Annotated in this window: 27 protein-coding genes; 11 read left to right on the top strand and 16 right to left on the bottom strand. The window is 63.7% G+C overall.

What is annotated here, in order from left to right; all coding sequences use genetic code 11:
- Nucleotides 1-17 precede the first annotated feature (17 nt).
- The 11 genes from ABEB22_RS02370 to ABEB22_RS02320 all read right to left on the bottom strand — a co-directional run bounded on the left by ABEB22_RS02370 (nucleotide 18) and on the right by ABEB22_RS02320 (nucleotide 10,120).
- Nucleotides 18-821 carry a purine-nucleoside phosphorylase gene (locus ABEB22_RS02370; protein WP_350937687.1) on the bottom strand — a complete coding sequence of 268 codons (804 nt, stop codon included), beginning with the start codon at nucleotides 819-821 and terminating at the stop codon, nucleotides 18-20.
- The gene (locus ABEB22_RS02365) at nucleotides 805-1,773 is read right to left on the bottom strand and encodes an ABC transporter permease (protein ID WP_406870749.1); all 969 of its coding nucleotides are present in this window, start codon (nucleotides 1,771-1,773) and stop codon (nucleotides 805-807) included. The genes ABEB22_RS02370 and ABEB22_RS02365 overlap by 17 nt, the downstream gene beginning before the upstream one ends.
- Nucleotides 1,773-2,861 carry an ABC transporter permease gene (locus ABEB22_RS02360; RefSeq protein ID WP_406870748.1) on the bottom strand — a complete coding sequence of 363 codons (1,089 nt, stop codon included), beginning with the start codon at nucleotides 2,859-2,861 and terminating at the stop codon, nucleotides 1,773-1,775. Before ABEB22_RS02360 ends, ABEB22_RS02365 begins: the two co-directional genes overlap by 1 nt.
- Nucleotides 2,861-4,528, bottom strand: coding sequence for an ABC transporter ATP-binding protein (locus tag ABEB22_RS02355; protein ID WP_406871112.1), 1,668 nt, complete (start codon nucleotides 4,526-4,528; stop codon nucleotides 2,861-2,863). The genes ABEB22_RS02360 and ABEB22_RS02355 overlap by 1 nt, the downstream gene beginning before the upstream one ends.
- 13 nt (nucleotides 4,529-4,541) lie before the next feature.
- Nucleotides 4,542-5,531 carry a BMP family ABC transporter substrate-binding protein gene (locus ABEB22_RS02350; protein WP_339111920.1) on the bottom strand — a complete coding sequence of 330 codons (990 nt, stop codon included), beginning with the start codon at nucleotides 5,529-5,531 and terminating at the stop codon, nucleotides 4,542-4,544.
- A 156-nt stretch (nucleotides 5,532-5,687) separates the two neighbouring features.
- Entirely contained in the window at nucleotides 5,688-6,113 is a 426-nt protein-coding gene (gene rimI, locus ABEB22_RS02345; protein WP_339111921.1) for a ribosomal protein S18-alanine N-acetyltransferase, read from the bottom strand.
- 10 nt (nucleotides 6,114-6,123) lie between these two features.
- Nucleotides 6,124-6,801, bottom strand: coding sequence for a tRNA (adenosine(37)-N6)-threonylcarbamoyltransferase complex dimerization subunit type 1 TsaB (gene tsaB, locus ABEB22_RS02340; RefSeq protein WP_406870747.1), 678 nt, complete (start codon nucleotides 6,799-6,801; stop codon nucleotides 6,124-6,126).
- Nucleotides 6,791-7,360: a NifU family protein gene (locus ABEB22_RS02335; RefSeq protein WP_350937698.1), complete on the bottom strand. Its 570-nt coding sequence runs from the start codon at nucleotides 7,358-7,360 to the stop codon at nucleotides 6,791-6,793. The genes tsaB and ABEB22_RS02335 overlap by 11 nt, the downstream gene beginning before the upstream one ends.
- 85 nt (nucleotides 7,361-7,445) lie before the next feature.
- A complete protein-coding gene (locus ABEB22_RS02330) occupies nucleotides 7,446-7,901 on the bottom strand; it encodes a universal stress protein (protein ID WP_339111924.1) in 456 nt (151 codons plus the stop codon).
- Between the two features lie 111 nt (nucleotides 7,902-8,012).
- Nucleotides 8,013-8,879, bottom strand: a complete 867-nt coding sequence (locus ABEB22_RS02325; RefSeq protein ID WP_339111925.1) for a branched-chain amino acid aminotransferase — start codon at nucleotides 8,877-8,879, stop codon at nucleotides 8,013-8,015.
- 128 nt (nucleotides 8,880-9,007) lie between these two features.
- Complete coding sequence (locus ABEB22_RS02320) at nucleotides 9,008-10,120, bottom strand: polysaccharide biosynthesis/export family protein (protein WP_339111926.1); 1,113 nt, start codon at nucleotides 10,118-10,120, stop codon at nucleotides 9,008-9,010.
- Nucleotides 10,121-10,229: 109 nt separating this feature from the next.
- Here ABEB22_RS02320 and ABEB22_RS02315 point away from each other — a divergent pair, with 109 nt between their 5' ends.
- From ABEB22_RS02315 to ABEB22_RS02305, 3 genes are all read left to right on the top strand, one after another.
- A complete protein-coding gene (locus tag ABEB22_RS02315; RefSeq protein WP_406870746.1) occupies nucleotides 10,230-11,159 on the top strand; it encodes an NAD-dependent epimerase/dehydratase family protein in 930 nt (309 codons plus the stop codon).
- On the top strand, nucleotides 11,156-11,761 hold the full coding sequence (locus ABEB22_RS02310; protein ID WP_339111928.1) for a sugar transferase: 606 nt from the start codon (nucleotides 11,156-11,158) through the stop codon (nucleotides 11,759-11,761). Before ABEB22_RS02315 ends, ABEB22_RS02310 begins: the two co-directional genes overlap by 4 nt.
- A 67-nt stretch (nucleotides 11,762-11,828) precedes the next feature.
- Nucleotides 11,829-13,778, top strand: a complete 1,950-nt coding sequence (locus tag ABEB22_RS02305) for a nucleoside-diphosphate sugar epimerase/dehydratase (protein WP_339111929.1) — start codon at nucleotides 11,829-11,831, stop codon at nucleotides 13,776-13,778.
- Between the two features lie 6 nt (nucleotides 13,779-13,784).
- Here the strand turns inward: ABEB22_RS02305 and truA are convergent, their stop codons facing one another.
- Nucleotides 13,785-14,555 (bottom strand): tRNA pseudouridine(38-40) synthase TruA, encoded by a 771-nt coding sequence (truA, locus tag ABEB22_RS02300; protein ID WP_339111930.1) that lies wholly within the window; start codon nucleotides 14,553-14,555, stop codon nucleotides 13,785-13,787.
- Nucleotides 14,556-14,717: 162 nt separating this feature from the next.
- Here truA and msrA point away from each other — a divergent pair, with 162 nt between their 5' ends.
- From msrA to ABEB22_RS02285, 3 genes are all read left to right on the top strand, one after another.
- A complete protein-coding gene (msrA, locus tag ABEB22_RS02295; RefSeq protein WP_339111931.1) occupies nucleotides 14,718-15,353 on the top strand; it encodes a peptide-methionine (S)-S-oxide reductase MsrA in 636 nt (211 codons plus the stop codon).
- 117 nt (nucleotides 15,354-15,470) lie between these two features.
- Nucleotides 15,471-16,340 carry a 50S ribosomal protein L11 methyltransferase gene (locus tag ABEB22_RS02290; RefSeq protein WP_406870745.1) on the top strand — a complete coding sequence of 290 codons (870 nt, stop codon included), beginning with the start codon at nucleotides 15,471-15,473 and terminating at the stop codon, nucleotides 16,338-16,340.
- Between the two features lie 107 nt (nucleotides 16,341-16,447).
- A complete protein-coding gene (locus ABEB22_RS02285; RefSeq protein ID WP_350937712.1) occupies nucleotides 16,448-16,795 on the top strand; it encodes a hypothetical protein in 348 nt (115 codons plus the stop codon).
- 127 nt (nucleotides 16,796-16,922) lie between these two features.
- Here ABEB22_RS02285 and ABEB22_RS02280 read toward each other — a convergent pair whose 3' ends face one another.
- Nucleotides 16,923-17,108 carry a DUF1127 domain-containing protein gene (locus tag ABEB22_RS02280; RefSeq protein WP_406870744.1) on the bottom strand — a complete coding sequence of 62 codons (186 nt, stop codon included), beginning with the start codon at nucleotides 17,106-17,108 and terminating at the stop codon, nucleotides 16,923-16,925.
- Nucleotides 17,109-17,348: 240 nt separating this feature from the next.
- Between ABEB22_RS02280 and ruvC the strand changes: the two genes are divergently transcribed.
- The 5 genes from ruvC (at nucleotide 17,349) to ABEB22_RS02255 (ending at nucleotide 20,650) form a co-directional block, all read left to right on the top strand.
- Nucleotides 17,349-17,888, top strand: coding sequence for a crossover junction endodeoxyribonuclease RuvC (gene ruvC, locus ABEB22_RS02275; RefSeq protein ID WP_350937714.1), 540 nt, complete (start codon nucleotides 17,349-17,351; stop codon nucleotides 17,886-17,888).
- Complete coding sequence (ruvA, locus tag ABEB22_RS02270; protein WP_339111935.1) at nucleotides 17,885-18,562, top strand: Holliday junction branch migration protein RuvA; 678 nt, start codon at nucleotides 17,885-17,887, stop codon at nucleotides 18,560-18,562. Before ruvC ends, ruvA begins: the two co-directional genes overlap by 4 nt.
- A gap of 96 nt (nucleotides 18,563-18,658) precedes the next feature.
- On the top strand, nucleotides 18,659-19,690 hold the full coding sequence (ruvB, locus tag ABEB22_RS02265; RefSeq protein WP_339111936.1) for a Holliday junction branch migration DNA helicase RuvB: 1,032 nt from the start codon (nucleotides 18,659-18,661) through the stop codon (nucleotides 19,688-19,690).
- A gap of 7 nt (nucleotides 19,691-19,697) precedes the next feature.
- On the top strand, nucleotides 19,698-20,105 hold the full coding sequence (locus tag ABEB22_RS02260) for a group III truncated hemoglobin (RefSeq protein WP_339111937.1): 408 nt from the start codon (nucleotides 19,698-19,700) through the stop codon (nucleotides 20,103-20,105).
- Nucleotides 20,102-20,650, top strand: coding sequence for a sugar O-acetyltransferase (locus ABEB22_RS02255; protein WP_406870743.1), 549 nt, complete (start codon nucleotides 20,102-20,104; stop codon nucleotides 20,648-20,650). The genes ABEB22_RS02260 and ABEB22_RS02255 overlap by 4 nt, the downstream gene beginning before the upstream one ends.
- Nucleotides 20,651-20,654: 4 nt before the next feature.
- On the opposite strand, the gene ABEB22_RS02250 is transcribed toward ABEB22_RS02255, so the two are convergent.
- The 3 genes from ABEB22_RS02250 to ABEB22_RS02240 all read right to left on the bottom strand — a co-directional run bounded on the left by ABEB22_RS02250 (nucleotide 20,655) and on the right by ABEB22_RS02240 (nucleotide 24,763).
- Nucleotides 20,655-21,674 (bottom strand): YcjF family protein, encoded by a 1,020-nt coding sequence (locus tag ABEB22_RS02250; protein WP_406870742.1) that lies wholly within the window; start codon nucleotides 21,672-21,674, stop codon nucleotides 20,655-20,657.
- A complete protein-coding gene (locus ABEB22_RS02245; RefSeq protein WP_406870741.1) occupies nucleotides 21,671-23,074 on the bottom strand; it encodes a YcjX family protein in 1,404 nt (467 codons plus the stop codon). The genes ABEB22_RS02250 and ABEB22_RS02245 overlap by 4 nt, the downstream gene beginning before the upstream one ends.
- Nucleotides 23,075-23,254: 180 nt before the next feature.
- Nucleotides 23,255-24,763, bottom strand: a complete 1,509-nt coding sequence (locus ABEB22_RS02240; protein WP_406870740.1) for a 2-isopropylmalate synthase — start codon at nucleotides 24,761-24,763, stop codon at nucleotides 23,255-23,257.
- Nucleotides 24,764-24,880: the final 117 nt, after the last annotated feature.

The following is a 24,880-nucleotide window of genomic DNA, read 5'->3' as shown; positions in this document are numbered from 1 at the left end:
CGCCGGAGGCGGCAGGGTCAGAGACTTCGCAGATATCGTCGCAGGATCTTTTCGAGCTTGGCAGCGCCTAGGGGCGCCATCGCCTTGGTCTGGGCATGGCTGATCTGCTCGTCGGCTTTCATGCCCGCCCCCATATTGGTGATGACCGAAATGGCCGCGGCCCTGAGCCCCAGGAACCGCGCGAGGATCACCTCGGGCACCGTGGACATGCCCACGGCATCCGCACCAAGGATTTTGGCGGCGCGGATCTCGGCTGGGGTCTCGAAGGATGGACCGGAGAACCAGCAATAGACACCGGTGGGCAGATCGATGCTCTCGGCTTGGGCCGCGGCCATGAGACCCGCGCGCATCTCCAGGTCATGGGCGTCCGTCATCGGCACGAAACGCGCCTCCGTGGGTTCGCCGATCAGCGGGTTATGGCCCGCGAAATTGATATGGTCTTCCACCATCATCAGCCCGCCCGGCGGGATATCGGGGCGTAGCGAGCCTGCCGCATTGGTCAGGATCAGCCGCTCGCAGCCCAGCTCCTTCAGGATCTCGAGCGGCAGGCGCATCTCGGCGGGGTTACCATGCTCGTAATAATGCACACGGCCCCCGAAGACGGCCACGCGCACCCCTTCGAACTCTCCGATCACCAGCTTGGGGTTATGGCCCGAAACGCCCGCATGCGGAAAGCCCGGCAGGTCGGCATAGGGAATGGCTGTGCCGTCGATCTCTTCGGCCAGATGGCCCAGACCCGACCCGAGAACCAGCCCGATAGCGGGGGGCGTATCGCCCGCCCGCTCGCGGATGAGGCCCGCCAGCTCAGCGCTCTTTGACATAGGGTTGCCCTCCGGCCTTCGGGGGATGGGGTTTGCCGACGACACCGGCCAGCACGATCACCGTCAGGATATAGGGCAGCGCATCCAGAAGCGCGCCCGGAACCGACAGATGAAGCGTGTTTTGCAGCACATCGGGGCGAAGGGCCAGTGCCTGCAGGAACCCGAAGAGCAGGGTCGCCCAGAGCGCGGACCACGGTTTCCAGTTGGCAAAGATGAGGGCGGCCAGCGCGATATAGCCGCGCCCCGCCACCATCTCGCGGCCAAAGCCTGCCTGCAGGCCGGTGGCCATATAGGCGCCCGCGAGCCCGCAAAGCACGCCTGTGATGGTTACCGCGCCATAGCGCAGCCCGATCACCGAAATACCCGCGGTATCGACGGATTCGGGGTTTTCGCCCACGGCGCGCAGCCGCAGCCCGAAGCGGGTGCGGTAGAGCACCCACCATGTCAGCGGCACGCAAAGGAGCGCCACATAGACGAGGATCGAATGGCCCGAGAGGACATCCGAGTAAAGCGGGCCGATCACGGGCACCTGCCGGACGGCATATTCGAAGGGCAGGTGCAGCTCGTTGAACCGCGCCTCGCCTGAAAGCGCCGGTGTGCGCCCGCCCTGATGGAAGAGTGCCTGCGCGATGAGCACCGTCATGCCCGAGGCAAGGAAGTTGAGTGCCACGCCCGAGATCAGCTGGTTGCCACGGAAGGTGATCGAGGCCAGACCATGCAGGAGCGAGAACAGGATCGAGGCCACGATCCCCGCCAGACAGCCGAGCCAGACATTGCCGGTGAGGTAGGCCACTGCGCCCGAGGTCATCGCGGCCATCAGCATCTTGCCTTCGAGCCCGATATCGAACACGCCCGAACGCTCGGAGTAAAGCCCCGCCAGGCAGGCCAGAAGCAGCGGCGTCGCCAGCCGCAGGGTGGAATCGAGAATGGCGATTAGGGTTGCGTAATCCATCACTTGGCCCCCTGTTTCACGCGGAAGAAGGGCAGGAGCATCATCCGCACCATCCCGTCAAGCGCGCCGGTAAAGAGCACGACCAGACCCTGGATCAGCAGGCGCAGCTCGATCGGGATCGAGGTCCAGAGCCCCATCTCGGCACCGCCCTGATAGAGGAAGCCGAAGAGGAACGCCGCAAGGAAGACCCCCAGCGGATGGTTGCGGCCCATCAGCGCCACGGCGATCCCGATAAAGCCCGCGCCTTCGGCGGAGTTCTGCAACAGACGCTCGGCCTCGCCCATGACGTTATTGATCGACATCAGTCCCGCCAGCGCGCCCGAGATCAGCATGGACCCCAGAATGATCTTGGTGCGCGAGATACCGGCATAGCTTGCGGCTTTCTCGTTCAGGCCGAAGGCGCGGATTTCGTAGCCGAGTTTCGTCTTCCACAGGAGCACCCAGACCAGCACACAGGCCGCCACGGCGATGAAGAAAGTGATATTGGCCGGAACCGAGGGTTTGAAGATCGCGCCAAGCCCCGGAATATCGTGGAAGGTCGGCAGGCTCGCCCCCGCAGGAAAACGCGCGGTGGCCGGATCCATCGCGCCTTCGGGGCGCATGACGGTGACCAGCAGATATTGCAGCAGGCTATAGGCGATGTAGTTGAACATGATCGTGGTGATCACGATATGGCTGCCGCGTCTGGCCGCAAGCCAGCCCGGAATGGCGGCCCATGCCGCGCCAAAAAGTGCAGCCCCCACCATCGCCGCAGGAAGCGCCAGCCACCACGCTGGCCAAGGCAGCGCGAGGCAGACCAGCGCCACGCCAAGCCCGCCCAGCTGGGCCTGACCCTCGGCGCCGATGTTGAACTGGCTCGCGTGATAGGCGACCGTCACGGCAAGACCCGTGAAGATGAAGCTGGTAGTGTAATAAAGCGTGTAGCCCCAGCCATAGGGGGTGCCCAAAGCGCCCTCGAACATGACCGAGATCACCTCGATCGGGTTGCCGCCGATGGCCAGCACCACGATGGCCGAGATGATCGCAGCCAGCAGGATCGAGATCAGCGGCACAAGGACCACATCGGCCCAAGTCGGTAGTTTTTTCATCAGCCTTCTCCGCCGTCATCGCCATCGCCGTCATCCTCATCATCGTGAAGATGGTCGTCATGGCGGTGCTGGTCGTCGTTATCTTCGCGGGCAATCGGGCTCGGGTCACGCATGCCCGCCATCAGCAGACCGAGGTCTTTCTCGTCGGTGGTGGCCGGATCGCGGAAGCCCATGATCTCGCCATCGAACATCACCGCGATCCGGTCCGACAGCGACCGGATCTCGTCGAGTTCGACCGAGACCAGCAAAATGGCCGCACCCGCATCGCGCAGTTCGATGATGCGCTTGTGGATGAACTCGATCGCGCCGATATCCACGCCCCGCGTCGGTTGACCGATCAGCAGAAGGGCGGGATTGCGTTCGATCTCGCGCGCCAGCACGATCTTCTGCTGGTTGCCGCCCGAGAAATTCTTGGCCGCCAGAGACGGGATCGGCGGGCGCACATCGAAGCGTTCCATCGCGCCTTCGGTCGCCTTCACGATGCCCGCATTATCCATCAGAAGAGCGTTCTTCTGGTATTCCGGCGCACCGTGATAGCCGAAGATGAAATTCTCCCAGGCGGGGAAATCGAGGATCAGCCCGTGGTGATGGCGGTCTTCGGGGACATGGGCGATGCCATCGCGGCGGCGGCTTTGCGCATCGGCGCGGCCGGTCAGGTCCAGAACCTTGCCGTTCACGCTGATCTGGCCCCTGGCCACCTGATAGCCGCCCAGGACCTCCAGAAGCTCGGTTTGGCCATTGCCGGCCACACCGGCAATACCCACGATCTCGCCCGCGCGGATCTCCAGATCGACGCCTTTCAGACGCTCGACACCGGCCTCGTCGCGCACGCGCAGGTCGCGGATCTCGAGGATCGGCTTGCCGGGCCGAGCTTTGGTCTTCTCGACATTCAACAGAACCTTGCGGCCCACCATCAACTCGGCCAGTTCGGTGGGCGAGGTCTCGGAGGTCTTCACGGTGGCTGTCATCTCGCCGCGCCGCATCACGGAGACCGTATCGGTCGCCATCATGATCTCGCGCAGCTTATGGGTGATCAGCAGGATCGTCTTTCCCTCGGCCCGCAGCGTGTCGAGAATGCGGAACAGGTGGTCGGCCTCGGCGGGGGTCAGCACGCCGGTAGGTTCGTCCAAAATCAGGATCTCGGCCTGACGATAGAGCGCCTTGAGGATTTCAACCCGCTGCTGGTGGCCCACACTCAGGTTCTCGACCAGCTCGTCGGGGTCCACATCCATTTCATAGTCTTCAGCCAGCCGCTTCAGTTCGCGCCGCGCCTTGGCGATGGAGGGGCGCAGCAGCCGGCCGTCCTCGGCGCCGAGGATCACGTTCTCGACCACGGTGAAATTCGGGACCAGCTTGAAATGCTGGAACACCATACCGATGCCCGCGCGGATCGCGGCCTGACTATCGGGGATGAAGGTCTCGCGCCCGTTGATCAGGATTTCGCCACGGTCGGCCTTGTAGAAGCCGTAAAGGATCGACATCAGCGTGGATTTCCCAGCGCCATTCTCGCCGATAATGCCGTGGATCGTGCCGGGCATCACCTTGATGGAGATGTCCTTGTTGGCCTGCACCGGCCCGAAGGCCTTCGAGATGCCGCGCAGCTCGATTGCGGGGGCGGGCTTAACGCTAGACGCGGCAGTTTCCTGCCGCGTCATATTGGTTGCCATATCGCTCATGGGATCACTCGACCGGGCAGGTGCTGTCCGTGGTGTAATCATGCACTTCCAGCTCGCCATCGGCGATCTTCTTGGCGGCCGCATCTACCGGTGCACGCATCTCGGCGGTGACCAGATCGGCATTGTTCTCGTCCATTGCATAGCCCACGCCGTCATCGGCCAGACCCAACGTCACAACGCCGGTTTCCATATCGGGGCCCGCGGTGAACATGTCATAGACGGCGTTATCCACGCGCTTGACCATGGAGGTCAGCACTTTGCCCGGATGCAGCATGTTCTGGTTGCTGTCGACGCCGATCGACAGGATGTTCTCGTCGGCTGCGGCCTGCAGGATACCGATACCGGTGCCACCGGCGGCGGCATAGATCACATCCGCACCCTGGCTGATCTGCGCCTTGGCAAGCTCGGCACCTTTCACGGGATCATTCCATGCGGAGGGCGTGGTGCCGGTCATGGCCTGAACGACCTTGATGTCGGGATTGGCCGCTTTGGCGCCCTGCACATAGCCACAGGCGAATTTGCGGATCAGCGGGATGTCCATGCCGCCGATAAAGCCGACGGTGCCGGATTTGGAGGCCTCTGCCGCCAGCATGCCGACCAGATACGAGCCTTGTTCTTCCTTGAACACGACCGAGCGGACATTGGGCAGATCGACGACCGAGTCGATGATCGCGAATTTGGTGTCCGGATAATCGGGCGCCACGGTGTTCAGCGTATCGCCGAAAGCGAAGCCGGTAGTAATGATCGGGTTCGCGCCGGATTCGGCCAGACGGCGGAGCGCCTGCTCGCGCTGTGCTTCCGATTGCATCTCGAGTTCTTTATAGCTGCCGCCGGTCTCCTCGACCCAGCGTTTCGCGCCATTGAACGCGGCCTCGTTGAAGCTCTTATCGAATTTGCCACCCAGATCGTAGATCAAGGCCGGATCGGCAAGGCTGGCACCCGCGGTCAGCGCAAGCGTCGCGGCAGCGCCGAGAATGGATTTCATAAAGCTCATGGATATCTCCCCGATCATGGCTTGGCCGGCCCGAAGGGGCCGGTGGAAGGGCATTCTATCTGTGCCCCATAGCCAATTCAGACCGAACTCGGCAAGACGCGTCAAGTCAGATTTGACCCCTCCGTAGGGGGCGGTCGTCATTTTTCGTCTGATTGGTCAGAAAATGTCCGGCCCGAAGTCGCGCACCATCAGGATCGCGTCACTCCGCTTGCCATCAGGATGGCGGTAATAGTTCTCGCGGATACAGCTGTCGGACCAGCCCGTCGCTAGGTAAAGTGCGTGGGCGGAATGATTTTCCATCGCGACCTCGAGATGGGCGATCTCGGCGTTGCGGGCGCGTAACTCGTCATCGAACCGCGCCATCAACCGGCGCGCAATGCCCTGACGCCGCGCGGCGGGGGCCACCGCGATGGTGGTGAGCTCCGCCTCTCCGGCGATCACCCGACCGATCAGGAAGCCCTGGTCTTCCGAAAGGCAGAAGTAGAATTTCTTCGAGAGCGTCTCGGCGAATTCCTCGGCCCGCCACGGGCGCGGGGTCGTGAAACACTGTTTGTGGATCGCGGCCATCTGGGCAGGTGTCATGGGCGGGCTCTTAGTCGAGGATAACAGGCGGCGCATCCGAGGGCGGGGCGGCATCGGCGGCGCGGATATAGAGGGGCGCGGGGCGCGCGTGATCGGTCTGCGTGGCCAGTTTGCGCGCCGCGATACGGGCGATGCGCTCGGGCACCTGTGCCATCTCGCAGGGCAGGGCCTGCGCAATGCCCAGAAGGCTGGCGATCCGTTCGGCCTGCGCGCCGATCACCCGCTGGGCGCCCAGAACGGTCAGCGCGGTGTCGGGCGCTTCGGGGTCGAAATGCACAGGTTTGGCGGCGGGCGCCCCCTGATCGAAGAGCTGCAGATAGACCTGATCGCGCGGGGCCGCCACGGAGACGATCTCGCGGCCCGCAGACTGGCCCTCGCGCAGGATCTCGAAATTCGACACGCCGATTGCGGGGATGTTGCGGGCCAGCGCCAGACCGCGCGCGGCCGAGACCGAAATCCGGATGCCGGTAAAATTGCCCGGCCCGATCCCGACGCCGATCGCATCAAGGTCGGCCCAGCTAACGCCCTGATCCGACATCATTTCTTGCATGATCGGCATCAGGCGCTCGGCCTGACCTCGCGACATTTCCTCGGTGCGCGCGGCCAGAAGCGTGTCGCCGCGCAGCAAAGCGGCCGCGCAATGCGCGGCCGAGGTGTCGAAAGACAGTATCAGAGGCTCAGCCTGCAACGGGGCGGACCTCGGTCACTTCGGGGATGTAATGGCGCAGCAGGTTCTCGATGCCCATTTTCAGGGTCAGCGTCGAAGAGGGGCAGCCCGCGCAGGCGCCCTGCATATGCAGATAGACCACGCCACGCTCGAAACCGTGGAAGGTGATGTCGCCGCCATCCTGAGCCACGGCGGGACGCACGCGGGTATCGAGAAGATCCTTGATCTGCGCCACGATCGCGCCGTCCTCGGCATCACCCGTATGCTCGGCATGGCCGCCAGAGCCAGCACCTTCGCCGTCCATCACTGGCGCGCCGGACTGGAAATGCTCCATGATCACGCCGAGGATTGCAGGTTTCGCATGATCCCAATCGGTCGCATCATCTTTGGTCACGGTCACGAAATCGGACCCGAAGAACACGCCCGTCACGCCGGGCACGGCGAAGATGGCCTTTGCCAACGGTGATTTGGCAGCCGCGTCCGCGGTCGGGAAGTCGGCAGTGCCCATCTCCAGAACGGTCTGGCCGGGCAGGAATTTCAGCGTCGCCGGGTTCGGCGTGGTCTCGGTCTGAATGAACATGATGGGCTCCTTCGGCTTTGGGCACCTGATATGCGCTTCAGGGGCCCCGATGTCAATGTTTAGAAAAGTTCTAAACTATTCCCGATCAGGTGATCTGTTCGAGCTTTTCCTTCGACATATCGCCCGGCACGATGGTCAGCGGGAAGGGCAGGGTTCCGGCGATCTTGGTCATCTGCGTCACCAGCGGACCGGGGCCGCCCTTGCCCGAACCCGCGCCCAGAACCAGAACGCCGATCTCGGGGTCATCCTCGACCAGTTTGAAGATTTCCTTGGCCGGTTCCCCTTCGCGGATCACCAGCTCGGGGTTCACCCCCTGACGGTCGCGCATCCATTTTGCGAAGACCTCGAAATGTGCCTCGATCCGCTCGCGGGCTTCCTCGCGCATCAGCTCGGCCACCCCCATCCAGTGCTGGTATTCCTCTGGCGGGATCACCGAGATGATGGTCACGCCGCCACCCGTGTGGCTGGCGCGCATTGCCGCAAAACGCATCGCGTTCAGGCATTCGCGGGTATCATCGAGCACGACAAGGAATTTGCGCATGAAAGCTCCGGGAAAACGGGGCCAAGCGCGGCTTGGCCGTGAAAGGAGTGCCCATAGGAGGGGCGGGTGCATGATTGCCCGCCGCTCCGATCTTTGCAACCGCCTGTGAAATCAGAGCGGGCAGCTCGTCGCCCAGTCCATATACAGCTCGCGCGCCTTGCGGGTCAGCGGGCCGTATTCATAGCTCACATCGTCGAAGGCCTTGACATATTGCACCTTCGAGAAGTTGCCGGTCAGGAAGACCTCATCGGCTTTACGGAAGTCTTCCAGCGTCAGAACCGTCTCGTTGACGGTATAGCCCGCCTCGCGCAGGTTCTTCATATGGCGCTTGCGGGTCAGGCCCGCGAGGAAGGTGCCGTTGGCGACTGGGGTGAAATACTCGCCATCCCTGACCATCCACACATTGGCCGAAGCGGTCTCGGCCACATTGCCGAGCGCATCCTGCACCAGCGCATTGCCGAAGCCCTTGCGCTGCGCCTCGACCAGCATCCGCGCGTTATTGGGATAGAGGCAGCCCGCTTTGGCATTGCAGACGTTGTCGGCCAGCACGGGGCGGCGGAACTGGGTGGTGGTCAGCGTGGTGGCCGCATCCTCGGCGGGCATCGGCACTTCCTCGAGGCTGATCGCGAAGCCGGTGGAGTTCGGCGCGGGCGAGATCCCCAGTTCGGAGCCGTTCACCGCCCAATACATCGGACGGATATAGACGGCGGTATCGGTGCCATAGGGTTTGAGCCCCTCGCGCACGATCTCGACCATCTCGGCGGCGTCCATCGTCGGGGTGATCATCAGCGCCTCTGCCGAGCGGTTCAGGCGGGCGCAATGGGCGTCCAGATCGGGGACGAGCCCGCCAAAGAGGCGCGCGCCGTCAAAAACATTGGACCCTTGCCAGAGCCCGTGATCGGCCGCGCGCATGACCATCGCATCGCCATCGTGCCAAGCCCCGTCAAACCATGTGCGGATATTCTTACCGAATGCCATCTTCTTCTCTCCAAATTCTGGCGCCAAGCAATCATCTTGCGCCGCAAAGGTCCAGAGAGGCGGAACGTAAAAACGCTTGTGCAGGGCCGCCATGCGCTCAGGGAGCGGAGCGCATGGCGGTTATATGATCAGAAGTTGTCGACGCGGGCCGCCGAGGAGACCGTCGTGTTGAACAGGCTGAACAGCGTCTGGGCCTTCACGATCGGGCTTTCGGTGGCCAGAACCACATCCTGCGGCTGCAGATAGAAGTTCTGTGCCGAGAAGAGGCCATCCGTTGTGGTCAGGTTGATCGAGAAGATCACCCGCTGGTTCGACGGACCGTTGGGGCCCACGGCACTGGCCGGATAGTCGCGCAGGATCAGCACGCCTTTCGGGTCGGCGCGGCTGTCATTGACGCCGCCTGCAAGGGTGATCGCCTCGAGCGCGGAAACCTTGTCACGCGGGAAGGGCACGATGGCTTCCTTGCCGGTGGCGCCCATCGAGAGGAAATAGCGCGGATCTTCGGTCACCAGCAGTTTGTCGCCTCGGCGCATGCCGGTGTCGAGCGTGGGATCGTCGATCAGGCGCTTCATCGAGATTTCATAGACCGAGTTGCCGCGCAGCAGACGCACCTGCGGGTTGGCGAAGGATGACGACACCCCGCCGCCCTCAGTGATGGCCGACAACACGCTCATCGGACGTTGCGACAGATCGATGGATTTGGGTGCGGCCACACCGCTGACCAGATCGGCGGTGTTGCGTGCACCGGGCTGGCGCGAGAGCTGGACCTGTGCGGCGGGAAGGAGCGAGCTGAGCGCGTCCTGCACCCGCTCGCGGGCGGTCTCGACCGTGAGGCCCGCCACATGGATCGGCCCCGCATAGGGGACAAAGAGCGTCCCGTCATCGTTGATCTGCGTGGCCTGCAGCGCCACCGAGGGGGCGCCTTCGGTTGTCAGCAGCTTGTTGTCACCGTTTTCCCAGACCGCCAGACCGACGCTGTCGCCGGCGCTCAACGTGCCGGGCTGGGAGCTTGCGCCGCCCCGCAGCCATGCGCGCGGCGGCAGGGCATGGGCACCGGCAGGCCAGCTATGGATCTGGGCGAGATGGGCACGGTCAATCTCGTAATGGGCGAATTGAGCGTTTTCCTTGCCTTCGTTCTTGAGGATCTCCGAGCGCATGGCCGCACCGCGCGGGAGCGTGCAGGCGCCTAGGGCGACGAGGGCCGCAATCAGAAATACTGCGCGACGGTTTTTCAAACTCATTCACTTCCCCCGTTTCGCATCCTTGAAACGGATGCTAAGTCTTTGGCAGGCTTCAATCGCATAGGCGCGTTCGGCGCTATTCATGGCCTGTCCGAGAAAGATTTACAAGTTGGCAGATAATTTTTCGACCCAGCCCGCCCTCGCGCAACCTGCCGCTCTGGCGCAGCGTCCCGTCAGGGTGCTGGCTGTCGGCGCGACCGGACGGCTGGGGCGGCTCCTCGTGCCGGCATGGCGCTCTTCGGCCTTCGGCCTGACCTCGGGGCTCGAACTTGCGCTGCAGGCACGCAGCGAGGGGAAGGGGGCCGATATTCTCTTTGATCCACTGGCAGATAGCGTCGATTTCCGCCGCGCGGCCGAGGCTGCGGATGTGGTGCTGTGTCTGGCGGGTGTGACGCCGGGACAGGACGTGGAAATGGGGCTCAATGTGACGCTCGCGCAGGCTGCCTGCGAGGCGGGAAAGACCACGGAACGGCCGGTCATTCTGGCCTCTTCGGCGGCGGTCTATGGGCGGGGCTCCGCCGATCTGCCGCTTGCCGAGGATGGGCCGCTCGCGCCCCTGTCCGATTACGGCCGTGCCAAGGTCGCAATGGAGGAAATGGCACGCGGATATGCGCGGACCTGCTGTCTGCGCATCGGGAATGTGGCGGGGGCGGATGCGCTTCTGGGGGCCGAGGCTCCCGCGGCGGGGCGCGTGCTCGATATGTTCGGGGGCATGGCGGATAAGCCGCACGGGCCGCTGCGGAGCTATATCGGGCCGGTGACGCTGGCGCAGGCGCTTGCGCGGCTCGCGCGATTCCTGGCGGCGGGCGCGCGCGTGCCCGAAATCCTCAACATGGCCGAACCCGATCTGGTGTCGATGGACGCGCTGCTGCGTGCGGCGGGCGAGCCGTTCACCCCGCGTCCGGCGCCGACCGAGGCCATCGAACGGGTCGAGCTGGATGTCAGTCGCGCGGTGGCGCTGGGGCTTGTGCCCGAGCGCCCCGTCGAGGCCACGCGACTGGTGGCCGAACTTCGTCAATTGCGTGGAGATCTTCGATGACATTCGGCAAACGCCTCTTTGATCTGGTGCTTGCGCTTTTGCTGGCTCCGATCCTGCTGACGCTGATCGCGATCGTGCTGGTTACCTTGGCCTTTACCGAAGGGCGGCCCTATTTCTACGTTGCCGAGCGGATGAAGAGCCCGACCGAGAGCTTCCGGCTCTGGAAGTTCCGCACGATGAGCCTCGTGGAGAGCGATAGCGGGGTCTCGGGGGGCAACAAGGCGGCACGGATCACCCGAATCGGACGGATCCTGCGCAAGACCCGTGGCGACGAGCTGCCCCAGCTGTGGAATATCTTCAAAGGTGATCTGAGCTTCGTGGGTCCACGCGCACCGCTGCGCGAATATGTCGAGCGGTTTCCCGCCATCTATGGTGAGGTGCTCAAATCCCGCCCCGGCGCGACGGGTTTGGCCTCGCTCTACTACCATCGCCATGAAGAATGGCTGCTTTCCCAATGTGATACGCCAGAGGAGACCGATCGTGTCTATTGCGAGACCTGCATTCCGGCCAAGGCAAAGCTGGATCTTATGTATCAAAAACATCGCTCCGTCTGCTTCGATGCCCGAATTGTCTATGATACGATCAAAAAAGTTCTCGACTGACAGAGTGCGAGGCTTATTCTGCACATGCAGCACCGACTGACGAACTCTATTTGACCCCGAGAGGCCTATGCCTTCTTTGACACGGCGCCTCGTGGCGTTGAACCAGAAAACGAAATTCTGCATTCTGGCGGTGGTCGACCTGATGATGGTCCCGCTGACCTTCTGGCTGGCGCTTATTCTGCGCTTCGGGCTGGAGGAGGCGGTCAATACATTCCGCTTCACGCTGGTCTATCTGCCCTTCCTGCTGATGGTCAGTGTCGGTCTCGGTTCTGTGCTGGGGATGTTCAACCGCAAGCTGAAGGATTTCGATGGCGAGGCCGTGCTGCGGTCACTGGCGATTTCCGTAGCGCTCGGGATCTCTTCTTATCTCCTGTCGACCATCTCACATGTGAATGCTGGGCTGCGGCTGCATATCCTCTTTGCCATCGTGCATTTCGTGGCGACGGTGGGGATGCGGCAATTCCTCTATTTCCTCTTGGTGCAGATCTACCGGCAGTCGAATGTCGTCAGCCGGATCGCGATCTATGGCGCGGGGCGCACCGGCATGGCGCTGGCGCATGAGCTGCGCAACCGGCCCGGCATGATGATCTATGCGTTCCTTGATGATAACGGCACGCTGGACGGGATGAACCTCAACGGTGTTCCGATCTTCTCCGGGGTGCATGCCGACAAGGTTATCGAGCGTCACAAGATCAACCGTGTGATCCTCGCGATGCCGTCGGTCTCGGTGCAGAAACAGACCTTCATCTCCAAGCGTCTGGCGCGTCTGGGGATCGATGTCGAGACGCTGCCGGCCTTCGCGCGGCTGACCGGCGAGACCAATCTGCTGACCAAGCTGATGCCGGCCGGCACGGCAGCGCTTCTGCCGCGCGAGAATCTCGAGAAGAAAATCAGCAACAGTCATACCGCCTATCGCGGACGTGTGGTGATGATCTCGGGGGCGGGGGGCTCGATCGGGATCGAGCTATGCCGCCAGGTGATGACCAGCCGTCCGAGCAAACTGGTGCTGTTCGAGCTGTCCGAATATGCGCTCTATCAGGCCGAGGCCGAGATGCGGGTTCTTGGCGAGGCGATCGGCTGCGAGATCGTGCCGGTGCTGGGCTCGGTCTGCGATTCCGTGCATGTGCGCGAGACGCTGGCCCAGCATCGTGTCGAGGTGGTGCTGCATGCCGCCGCCTACAAGCACGTCCCCCTCGTCGAGAGCAATGCGCGTGTCGGGATCTCCAATAACGCGCTCGGCACCGCCGTTCTTGCACGCGCCGCCCGCGATTGTGGAGTGCGCCGTTTCGTGCTGGTCTCCACCGACAAGGCGGTGCGCCCGAGCAATCTGATGGGCGCTTCCAAACGGTTCGCCGAACTCACCGTGCAGGATCTGGCGGGCCGCTCGCAGGGCACGATCTATTCCATTGTGCGCTTCGGCAATGTGATGGGATCCTCGGGCTCGGTCATTCCGCTGTTCAAGGAGCAGATCGCGCGGGGCGGACCGGTAACGGTGACCGATCCGCGCATGACGCGCTATTTCATGACCATCCCCGAAGCGGCGCGGCTCGTGCTGGCCGCTGGAGCCTTTGCCGAGGGCGGTGAGGTCTATGTGCTGGATATGGGCCGCCCGATGAAGATCGTCGATCTGGCCGCCAAGCTGATCGATGCGGCGGGCTTCACCGTGCGCAGTGAGGAAAATCCCGAAGGTGATATCGAGATCGCCTTCACGGGTCTGCGTCCGGGCGAGAAGCTGCATGAGGAGCTGATGGTGCGCAAGGGCGCGCAGACCACGGATCACCCTAAGATCATCCGCGTGCGCGAGGATATGCTCTCCGAAATCGAGATGGCCGCCGCGCTGCGCGATCTGCGCGAGGCGGTCGATCTGGGCGATACGGCGGGTATTCTGGGCGTGATCCTGAAATCCGTGCCCGAATATGTGCCGCGCAGCCTGCCCGAGGGATCCCTACAGCTGCGCCTTGCCCGTGAATTGCGCGAAATCCGCAAAGACGACGCGAGTGGCACCCCCGCAGAATAGGGCAGTTCAGTCCGTGAAGGGGTCCTGCGGGTAGCCCACGCCACACAGGTAGAGCCCCTGAGGCGGGCAGACGGGGCCACAGGCCGCCCGGTCGCAGGCCTCGAGCGCGTCTTTCACCTGATCGGGCGCCCATGCGCCGCTGCCGACCTTTTCCAGCGTCCCCACAATCGAGCGCACCTGATTATGCAGGAAGCTGCGGGCGCGCAGGAAGAAGCGGAATTCCTGCCCATGCGGTATGGGGCGTTCCTCGATGGTGATCTCGTCGATCGTCTTTACCGGCGATTTTGCCTGACAGATCGAACTGCGGAAGGTGGTGAAATCATGCAGGCCCACCAGATGGGCGGCCCCCTCGCGCATGGCGTGGAGATCGAGCGGGTTGCGCACCCGCCAGACCTGACCGGCCTCATGCGTCATCGGTGCGCGCCGCACCACGAGCCGAAAGAGATATTGCCGCTCTACGGCACTAAAACGGGCGTGGAAATCGTCGGCCACCTTTGCGGCTTTCAGGATGGCCACGGGGGCGGGCTTCAGATGGAAGTTCAGCGCCTCGGAGAGCCGGAACGCATCCCAGTCCTTTTCAAGATCGAAGGTCGCAACCTGCGCGGTGGCATGCACGCCGGCATCGGTGCGGCCTGCCGCCGCAATCGTGTGCTCGCGTGGTTCCAGTCGTGCCAGTGCCGCCTCGATGGCGCCTTGCACCGAGGGCTGGTCGGCCTGTCTTTGCCAGCCCGCGAAGGGCTTGCCGTCATATTCGATCTTGAGAGCATATCTGGGCATAAGGCTTCCCTAGCGAGGGCTGTTCGCCCTTGCAAGTATCTCGCTATGGTAAATGACATATAGAAACCCTGCGTCCCATGCTAACCTTACCGTGATTGCGGGGTGGATCGGGCGCGCTGAATGCCTATCTTAGTGCCGCGACCAGAAGGGGAGGAAAGAGACATGAAACTCAGCCGCATTCCATCCATCAACGAGGCCCTGCCGGGGCGCGAGATGCCGATGCCCGTCACCCAACCGCATTTCGTCACCGGACGCGATCTCGAGGCCCCCGTGCCCGCGGGAATGCAGCGCGCCATGTTCGGCATGGGATGTTTCTGGGGCGTCGAGCGGCTCTTCTGGCAGCTGGACGGGGTCTGGCTCACCATGGTGGGCTATGCGGGCGGTCATACGCCCAATCCGACCTACGAGGAGGTCTGTTCCGGCCTGACCGGCCATAACGAGGTGGTTGGCCTGATCTATGACCCCAAAACGATCTCTTACGAGGCGCTTTTGCGGGTATTCTGGGAAGGCCATGACCCGACGCAGGGCATGCGGCAGGGCAATGACCGCGGCACACAATACCGCTCGGGCGTCTATACCTTCAGCCCCGAACAGGCCAGAGCCGCCGAGGAAAGCCGCACCGTCTATGCGGCCAAGCTGGCGCAGGCCGGCCACGGGGCGATCACCACCGAGATCTATCCCGCACCGCCCTTCTATTATGCCGAAGACTACCACCAGCAATATCTGGCCAAGAACCCGCGTGGCTATTGCGGCATTGGCGGCACTGGGGTCTCTTGTCCCATCGGACTGGCGGTCTGATAAGGGGGGCGCTATGGCGCCCTTCTTCTTCTGCTGACAGGCTTGTTCGGCCTGTGGAGTGCTTGACGATAGGGCCAAAGCCCGCCAAAGCAGGGAGAAGCCCGAAAGGAGATCTCCATGCCCACCTATACCGCTTTCACCACGCTTTCCGACCGCGATCTTGCCGATGCGCTTGAAGAGCGCGTGGGCGAGATCGAGCCCGCCCCCTATGGCACGGGCGTCTTCGAGATCGAGGACGGGTCGGGGCGTTACGAGATCGGCGCCTATTTCACCGAGAAGCCCAACGAGATCGCGCTGGCTCTTCTGGCCGCCGTGCATGGCGCGCAGGATTTTGTAGTGTCCGAACTGCCCGATCAGGACTGGGTCGCGCATGTGCGCCGCGAGTTGGCGCCGGTCGCTGCGGGCCGGTTCTTTGTTTACGGCAGCCACGATGCCGACAAGGTGCCCGAGGGGGCCATCGCGCTGAAGATCGATGCGGCGATGGCCTTCGGCACCGGCCATCATGGCACAACGCTGGGCTGCCTTCTGGCGCTGGATGCGCTGGAGAAAGACGGCTTCCACGCGAAAAACACGGTCGATATCGGCTGTGGCACTGCCGTGCTGGGGATGGCCGCGGCCAAGATCTGGCCGGAAACCGTTCTGGCCTCGGACATCGATCCGATCGCGGTCGAGACGGCCCGGGCCAATGTCGAGGGCAATGATCTTGCGGGGCGCGTAATCTGTCTCGAGGCTGCGGGCTTTGGCAATCCGGCCCTGGCCGAGGCCGCGCCGTTCGACCTGATCTTCGCCAATATCCTCAAGGGCCCGCTGCTGGCGCTCGCCCCCGATATGGGTCGCAACTGCGCCGAATCAGGCTACGCAATTCTAAGCGGAATCCTTCATGAGCAGGCTGATGACGTCGTGTCAGCTTACGAAGCGGAAGGGTTCAGTCTCCGCCAGCGAAACGAACATGGCGACTGGACGACATTGGTTCTTCAAAAGAGCTAGTCGCCAAGATTTTGAATGGGTTTTTGCTAAAAATGCTCGAAATAATTTAACAATCCCTTCATAAGTGCCGTAGCGGCAATGACTGCTGCGGCACTGTGGAGGATGTTATGGGCACGCATATTTCGAAAGAATTCGCCGAGCGTATCGACCGTATCGCGCGAACCCACAAGGCCGGTGGCGGTTTCGAGGCTGTGGGGGCTCTGGGGCGTCTGGATCAGGTCAAGCCGCAGTCGTCGCGCCGGATCAGCCTGCCGCTGAAAGCGCTCGTCTTCCTGTTCCTGGGCTTTTTCCTCTTTAAGGGTGCGATGATCGCGCAGATGGGCGAGCAGAGTTATCTGCTGCGTCTGACGACCCTCAAGGCGGATGGTGGTTTCGATGCTGCGGTCGCTCTCGTCATGGCGCCGGATACGCTCAGCCACATCGCGGCGCGTTTTATCTCGCAACTGCTGGGATAAGGCTCAGCCCGCATCGGGCCAGATGTCAGACAGAAATAGAAAAAGCCGTGCACTCTCAGAGTTGCACGGCTTGTCTTTTAGCTTCGTAAGCGCGGGTGAGGAGAGTTAACGTCCTTACATCCATAGCTTAGCGGATTTTTGCGATATCGAAGCGGCTCAGGCCGATGTCGTTGAGTTCGCGATCGGTCAGTTTGGACAGGGCGATGCGGGTCATGCGGCGGTCGTTCCAGTTCGCGATCATGTCGATCACCTGTTGGAAGAAGCCAGCGCGGACGGTGCGCATTTCGATACGGTTTGCAGTTTGCAGCGACATGGGGTCACCTTTTCAGTTCGTGCTAATAGTTGATCTCTTCTCTTATGAAGCTGCACATAATGTGAGCGGTTTATAAAAACAAATGGCGCTTGGGCAGTCCCGCCATGCAGTTTTTGCATGGCATATTTTGTAGCGTTTCATGCCTTCTTTTTAGACGTTTATGCCGTTCGCGGCGGTGTCCCCTTCCTGATGTTCCTGTTTCGTGCTAGCAGTCGTAAAAGAACGGTAAAGGGGCAGGCTATGCGGGTGATCGGAATCGATCCGGGATTGCGGAATCTCGGCTGGGGCGTGATCGAGATGGAGGGATCGCGCATGCGTCATCTTGCCAACGGGACGCTGCATTCGGCAGGTGATTCTCTGGCGAGGCGGCTGATGGAGTTGCATGCGGGCCTGACGCAGGTGTTCGAGATCCATAGCCCCGAAGCGGCCGCAGTCGAGCAGACCTTTGTCAACAAGGATGCGGTGGCCACGCTGAAGCTCGGGCAGGCGCGGGGGATCGCGCTGCTGGTGCCGGCGCAGGCAGGGCTCGAAGTGGGTGAATACGCCCCCAATGCGGTGAAAAAGGCCGTGGTGGGCGTGGGTCATGCCGATAAGGTGCAGGTCCAGCATATGGTCAAGCACCAGCTGCCTGGCGTCAGTTTCGACAGCCCCGATGCGGCGGATGCGCTGGCGATTGCGATCTGTCATGCCTTGCATCTGCAATCGGCGCGCCGCATGAATGCCGCGCAACTGTCGCGCGCGGCTTCGGGCAGCGGGCGGATCAAAAGGAGCGCATCATGATCGGACGTCTGGCCGGAACCATCATCCATCGCGGGCTCGATCAGGTGATGATCGATGTGCGTGGCGTAGGCTATGTGGTGCATGTGAGCGCGCTGACTTCGCAGAGCCTGCCGCGGGTGGGCGAGCCCTGCGCTCTCTATACCGACCTGCTGGTGCGCGAGGATCTGTTGCAGCTCTTCGGTTTTGCGAGCCTTCTGGAGAAAGAGTGGTATCGCCTGCTCATTTCCGTTCAAGGGATCGGGTCGAAAGCGGCGCTGGCGATTTTGGGAACACTCGGGCCGGAGGTTCTGGGGCGTTCGATTGCCTTGGGCGACTGGTCGGCGGTAAAAGCTGCGCCCGGTGTGGGGCCGAAGATCGCCCAGCGAGTGGTGAACGAGCTGCGCGACAAGGCGCCCTCGATCATGGCGATGGGCGGCGATCTGACGGTGGAGGCCGCGCCGGTGATCGAGGCGGATGGCGAGGTCATAGAGATGTCACCGAAGACGCCTCGCCCTGCGCCTGCGGCGACGCCAAAGACCAATTTCACCGCCGAGGCGCTGTCGGCGCTGACCAATCTGGGCTATTCGCCGACCGAGGCCGCGGGGGCGGTGGCGCAGGCCTCCGAGGATCCGGCGGCGGTTGATACCGCCAAGCTGATCCGGCTGGCACTGCGTCTGCTGGCGCCGAAAGATTGAGGGGAGTGCGATGCTTGAGGGCATCGAGCCCTCTTCGCATCGCGGGCGGCACAGCCGCCCATGGACAGACCTCCGAGCTTGCGCGAGAATGAGAGCATGAACGAGCCAGACCCCACCCTTCGCCCCGACCGTCTGCCGGAAGATGCCGACCGCGCCTTGCGGCCGCAGGGGCTTGATGAATTCGTGGGGCAGGCCGAGGCGCGGGCCAATCTGCGCGTGTTCATTGCCTCGGCCCGCATGCGCCAGCAGGCGATGGACCACACGCTGTTCCACGGCCCGCCCGGTCTGGGCAAGACCACGTTGGCGCAGATCATGGCCCGCGAGCTGGGGGTGAATTTCAAGATGACCTCTGGCCCTGTTCTGGCCAAGGCGGGGGATCTGGCGGCGATCCTGACCAATCTCGAGGCGCGCGATGTCCTGTTCATCGACGAAATCCACCGGCTCAATCCTGCGGTCGAGGAGGTGCTTTACCCAGCGATGGAGGATTTCGAACTCGATCTGGTGATCGGCGAGGGGCCTGCCGCGCGCACCGTGCGGATCGAGTTGCAGCCCTTCACGCTGGTGGGCGCCACCACGCGGCTGGGGCTGCTGACGACGCCGTTGCGTGACCGGTTCGGTATTCCGACGCGGCTGCAGTTCTATACAGAGGACGAGCTTGACCAGATCGTGACGCGGGGCTCGCGGTTGTTGGGGATCCCCTCCGATCCCGAGGGCACCCGCGAGATCGCCAAACGTGCCCGTGGCACGCCGCGGATCGCGGGGCGGCTGTTGCGCCGTGTGGTGGATTTCGCGCTGGTCGAGGGCGATGGCCGCCTGACCCGCGAGATTGCCGATAGCGCGCTGACGCGGCTGGGGGTCGATACGCTCGGTCTCGACGGGGCGGACAGGCGTTACATGATGCTGATGGCCGAGCATTATGGCGGCGGGCCGGTCGGGGTGGAGACACTCTCGGCAGCGCTGTCGGAAAGCCGCGATGCGATCGAGGAGGTGATCGAGCCCTATCTCTTGCAGCAGGGCCTGATCCAGCGGACGCCGCGCGGGCGGATGCTGGGGCAACGTGCCTGGCGCCATATGGGGCTTGCCGAACCGCAGACGACCCCGCCCGCACAAAGCGATATGTTCGAGTGAGGCGCTGATGACCGACCCCTTGGCCCGTTTCCCGATTACCGGCCCCGAGATCGACCGCGTTGTGGCGGCCTTCTACGCCCGTGTGCGCGAGCATCACATGTTGGGGCCGGTCTTTGCCGCCCATGTGACCGACTGGCCGGCCCATGAGGAAAAGGTCGCGGCCTTCTGGCGCGGATCGATCCTGCATGAGGGGGACTATGACGGATCCCCGATGATGGCACATCGGCGGGCGGGCAATGTGCGGCCGGGCATGTTTCCGGTCTGGCTGGGACTTTTTGACGACACATTGCGGCGCGAGTTGGACCCGCTGGCCGCAGCTGGCTGGTCGGCGCTGGCGCACCGGATCGGCACCAGCTTGCGGGCGGGTGTGGTGGAGCGCGAGAAACTGCCGGGCGGTATCCCGAAGCTGCGATGAGAAGCGAGAAACAGAAGATGCTGGCGGGTGATTTATATTGCGCCGCCGATCCCGAATTGCAGGCCGATATGGCGCGGGCGGCAGCGGTGCTGGCCGCGTTCAATGCGCGGCTGGATGCGGGGGCCTGCGCCGAACTTCTCGGGCCGTTGCTGGGCGCTTTTGGTGAGGACACGCAGATCAAGCCGCCTTTCCGCTGCGATTATGGCCAGCATATCCGTGTGGGAGCCCGTAGCTTTATCAATTTCAACGCCACCATTCTGGATTGCGCTCCGGTCACGATCGGTGACGAGGTGCTGATCGGCCCCAATGTGCAGATCTTTGCGGCCACCCATCCGATCGAGGCCGCGCCCCGTCGCGCCATGCTGGAATCGGGCAAGCCTGTCACCATCCATGACGGGGTCTGGATCGGCGGGGGCGCGATTGTCTGCCCCGGTGTGACGATTGGCGAGAATGCCGTGGTTGGGGCAGGGTCCGTGGTGACCCGCCACGTGGCACCGAATACGCTGGTGGCGGGAAATCCCGCCCGTCTGATCCGGAACCTCTGATCCGTCAGCTCTGATCCTTCTCGCGGCCCAAAAGGCCCGTCAGGCTGCGCGAGAGGATATTGGTCACTTTCGGTTTGCGCAACGTCGCGAAGGGCATCGGCCGGCAGACCTCCATCGCGGCAATGCCTACGCGCGCGGTCAATGCGCCATTCACCACCCCCTCGCCAAAGCGGCGCGAGAGTTTGGCGGCCAGATGCCCCCCCGCGACTGTCTCGATCAGGTCATCGCCTGCCGCAACCGCCCCCGTGGCGACCAGATGCGTCATCACCGAGCGCGCCAGCCGGATCGAGCCGAGGCTTCCTGCGCGACCCCCGTAAATCTCGGCGATGCGCCGGATCATGCGGATATTGGCCATCAGCGCGGTGCCCACATCGGCCAGTGCCAGCGGCACGAGCGCGGTGGTGGCTGCGACCATGCGCGAGGCGGCCTCGATCTCGAGGCGCACGGCTTGATCGAGCGGCTCCATCAGCGTTGTTTCGGTGAGGCCGATCAGCGTCTGCACATCCAGCTGCTCGGGGGCCTGCTCGGCCAGCCGCGCGCGCGACCAGTCCATCTCCTTGCGGGCCGCGTAGATGGAGGACACGCGGGCCGAGACCTTCCGTGCGCGGGCAAGATCATCGCTCTGCACGCATTGTGTGACCTCATGGTGCACCGTATCGAGCCGTTTGAGCCGCGAGAAGGCAGCGATCTCGCGCATGGCCACCATGAGGGCGGCCAGAACGAAGAGCCCCAACAGCCCGCCCCCGATCCATCCGAGGAAGGGGTTCGCGGCAAAGAGGCTTTCGACGAAGCGCCATGCCGCGACCGAGGCCAGAAAGCCGATCAGTGCCACGAATGACCGCCAGAAGAACCGCCCGATCTTCGAGGGAGGGCGGGCGGCAAGTCGTGCCGCAATCTGCATGGCGCGGCCCTCGAGCCGCTCCTGCGTGGCGTCTGGCAGGTCGGCCACGGGGGGCGCATCGGCGGGGTTCTGGGGCGCGTCATCCAGCTCGATCATCACGGGCTTTGTCACGGGCTTTGTCACAGGCGGTCTCCCAGCAGGAATTCGGCAGCACGGTCGAGGCGGATATGGGGTGGCCCGTCTCCGGGACGCAGGGCGAGAGGCGCGGGGGCGAAATCCATGATGGAGTAATCTCTCGCCAGCCAGTCCTCGCGCCCGCGCCGTGCCGAGGACAGAAGCTGGGCGGGGTCATCGGGCAGCTCGCCCGGATACAGCGCCACATTGCGCCCGTCGGGCAGGCGACCCCGCACCGCAGGCAGCACCGTTTCGCCCTGCGAAATATCGGCCTCGGTCGTGGCGCGTAGCGCGGCGATGGCCAGCGCCTGCGTTTCGGCACCGGCAAAATCGGCACGGTCGCGGGCCTCGCGCAGGAGGGCCTGCGTGATATTGGCCAAGCGGGCATGCTGGCTGTGATGCAGATGGTCGGCCTTGGTCGCTGCGAAGAGGATGCGCTCCACCCGATGCCCGCCGATCAGGCTCGTGAGCCAGCTCGCCCGCCCGGGGCGGAAGGCGGTGAGGATATCGGCCATGGTCTGGCGCAGATCCTCTAGGGCTGCCGGCCCCGCATGGATGGCGCTGAGCACATCCACCAGAACTACCTGCCGGTCGATACGGGCGAAATGGTCGCGGAAGAAAGGGCGCACGATCTCGCGCTTATAGGCGTCATAGCGGCGCTCCATCTCGCGGGCCAGCGAGCCGCGGGGGCTGGCCGAGGGCGGCAGCGGCGCAAAGGTGAGGGCGGGCGATCCGGCCTTCTCGCCGGGCAGCAGGAACCGCCCCGGAGAGCAGTCCGAAAATCCGGCATCCTTGGCGCTATGCAGATAGGCGGTAAAGCCCTGGGCCAGACGGTCGGCCACGGGCTCGTCATGGCGCTGGTCGGGGTCGGTCTGGCGGGCCAGCGCCAGATAGTCCGCCCCGCCCGGACGCGTCGAGAGCCGCGCGAACGCCTCATCCGCCCATTGCCGGTAGCTCTTCTCCATCAGCCCCAGATCCAGAAGCCATTCTCCGGGATAGTCGACGATATCGAGATGCACGGTGCGCATGCCCCGCATCCCCGCCAGAAGCCCGCCCGGCTGGACGCGGAAACTCAGCCGCAGCTGCGAGACCGCCCCCGTGCCTTCGGGCCAATGCGGATCGGGGCCGGTAAGGGCGGCCAGATGGCTCTCATAGGCGAAGCGCGGGACGGTATCATCGGGCTGGGGCTGCAGGAAAGCGGCACGGATGCGCGATTGGCCGGTAAGCGCGGGCATCCGGCCACGGTCAAGGAGATTGGCCACAAGGGATGTGATGAACACCGTCTTGCCCGCGCGAGAGAGCCCCGTCACGCCAAGCCGGATCACCGGCTCGAACAGGCTCTCGCTTACCGAGGATCCCAGACCCTCGATCCGCCGTGTCAGCCCGTCTGCCAGATCCGAAATGCCCAAAACGCGCGCCCCTATACGATTGATCCCGCTTAGATATAGGAGGGGGGCTGGCGGGGTTCAATCGTGGTGGCCCTTGCTTGGCTCTTGTGGCGAGGGCCGATGGGCGTGCCGCAGGCCGCCCATCCGCGCGCGAAGCGGGGCTCGATGCCCCCGAGCGCGCGCCCCTCACGCAGAGCAGGCTCAGTTCGGCGCGCTGCTGGCAGGCGGTGTGGCCATTTCGGGGGCAGGGGCTTCCTCGGCAGGGGCTGCGGGCTGGTCTGGTGCCGGTTTGGCCTCGCCACCGGCTTCGGTCAGGGTGTTGTCCGACCAACTGCCTGCGGCCGTCTGCCCGTCGGCATATTTCATCACGCCCGCCCCCTGCCGCTTTCCTTGCGCGAAATGGCCGGTATAGACATCACCATTGGCATAGGTGGCCACGCCCTCGCCGTCGATCTCGCCCTCGCGCCAGTCGCCCTCATAGGTGAAGCCATCGGTCATCGTGAGGCGGCCCTTGCCCGAGCGCTGGCCATTCTCGAAATTGCCCTCGTAGACCGTGCCATCGGCATAGCTCGCGCGGCCCTGTCCCTGACGCTGACCGCCCTTCCAGGACCCCTCGTAGACATAGCCGTCGGGATAGGTCATCCGGCCCTGACCCTCGTTGCGGGCATTCACGAAATCGCCCTCATAGGTCAGGCCATTAGCATAGGTCGCGCGGCCCTTGCCCTCGATCTGTCCCGCTGACCACTGCCCGTCATAGCTCGACCCGTCGGGATAGGTGATCTTGCCCTGTCCGTCGGGGAGATCGTTGACGAACGCGCCCACATAGACCGAGCCATCGGGATAGGTGACCTTGCCCTGACCCTCGATCCGGCCCTCGACCCAGTCGCCCTCATAGACATAGCCATCCGTCCCGCGGAACGTGCCCTTGCCCTGACGGCGGTCCATCGCGAAATTGCCCTCGTAGGTATCGCCATTGGCATAGGTCACCTTGCCCTGACCGTTACGGCGCCCGTTCTCCATCGCGCCCTCATAGGTATCGCCATTGGCCTGTGTCAGATGGCCGGTGCCGTTCATCTGGCCCGCCTTCCACAGGCCGGTATAGCTCAGCCCGTCGGCCATGGTCAGCGTGCCCATGCCGTCGCGCTGACCCGCCTTCATGCCGCCCTCATAGGTCGCACCATCGGGATAGGTGATCTTGCCCTGACCCTCTTTTGCGCCATTGACCCAGTCGCCCTCGTAGCGATAGCCGTTCTCGCCGGTCAGCACGCCCTTGCCGTCATGGCGGGCATTCCTGAACTGGCCTTTATAGGTCGTCCCATTGGCATAGCGGGCGGTGCCTTCGCCGGTGATCTCGCCCGCACTCCACTCGCCCTCATAGGTGCCGCCATCGATAAAGGTGATCTTGCCTGTGCCGTCGGGCTTTCCGGCGGTGAACTGGCCCTCATAGACGGAGCCGTTGGGGAAGCGTGCGCGGCCTTCGCCCTGGATCTGTCCCGCAACCCAGGAGCCCTCGTATTCATAGCCCGAGGGCAGGGTGTATTTGCCGTGCCCGTCCTGTTTGCCATTGCGGAAGGTGCCGGTATAGATGCCGCCATCATCATATTCCTTGGTCGCCACATCGCCTGCATTTTCCTGTGCGGCCACGGCACCTGCCGTGCCGAGACCCAGAGCAAGGATGAGGGCGATATTGCGAAGCGGGGCGAAAGTCATGGGGCGCGGCTCTCCTGTGTGGCCCGCCGGCCCGTCGGGCTGCGGCAGGTCTTTGCCGCTAAACTACGGGCAGAGCGCGTATGAGACAAGGGTGGCGCATGGTGCCTTCGCCCTATG

The sequence above is a fragment of the Thioclava sp. 'Guangxiensis' genome, from assembly GCF_045348365.1.
Taxonomy (GTDB): Bacteria; Pseudomonadota; Alphaproteobacteria; order Rhodobacterales; family Rhodobacteraceae; genus Thioclava; species Thioclava kandeliae.
This window is presented reverse-complemented; position numbering and strand designations above follow the sequence as displayed.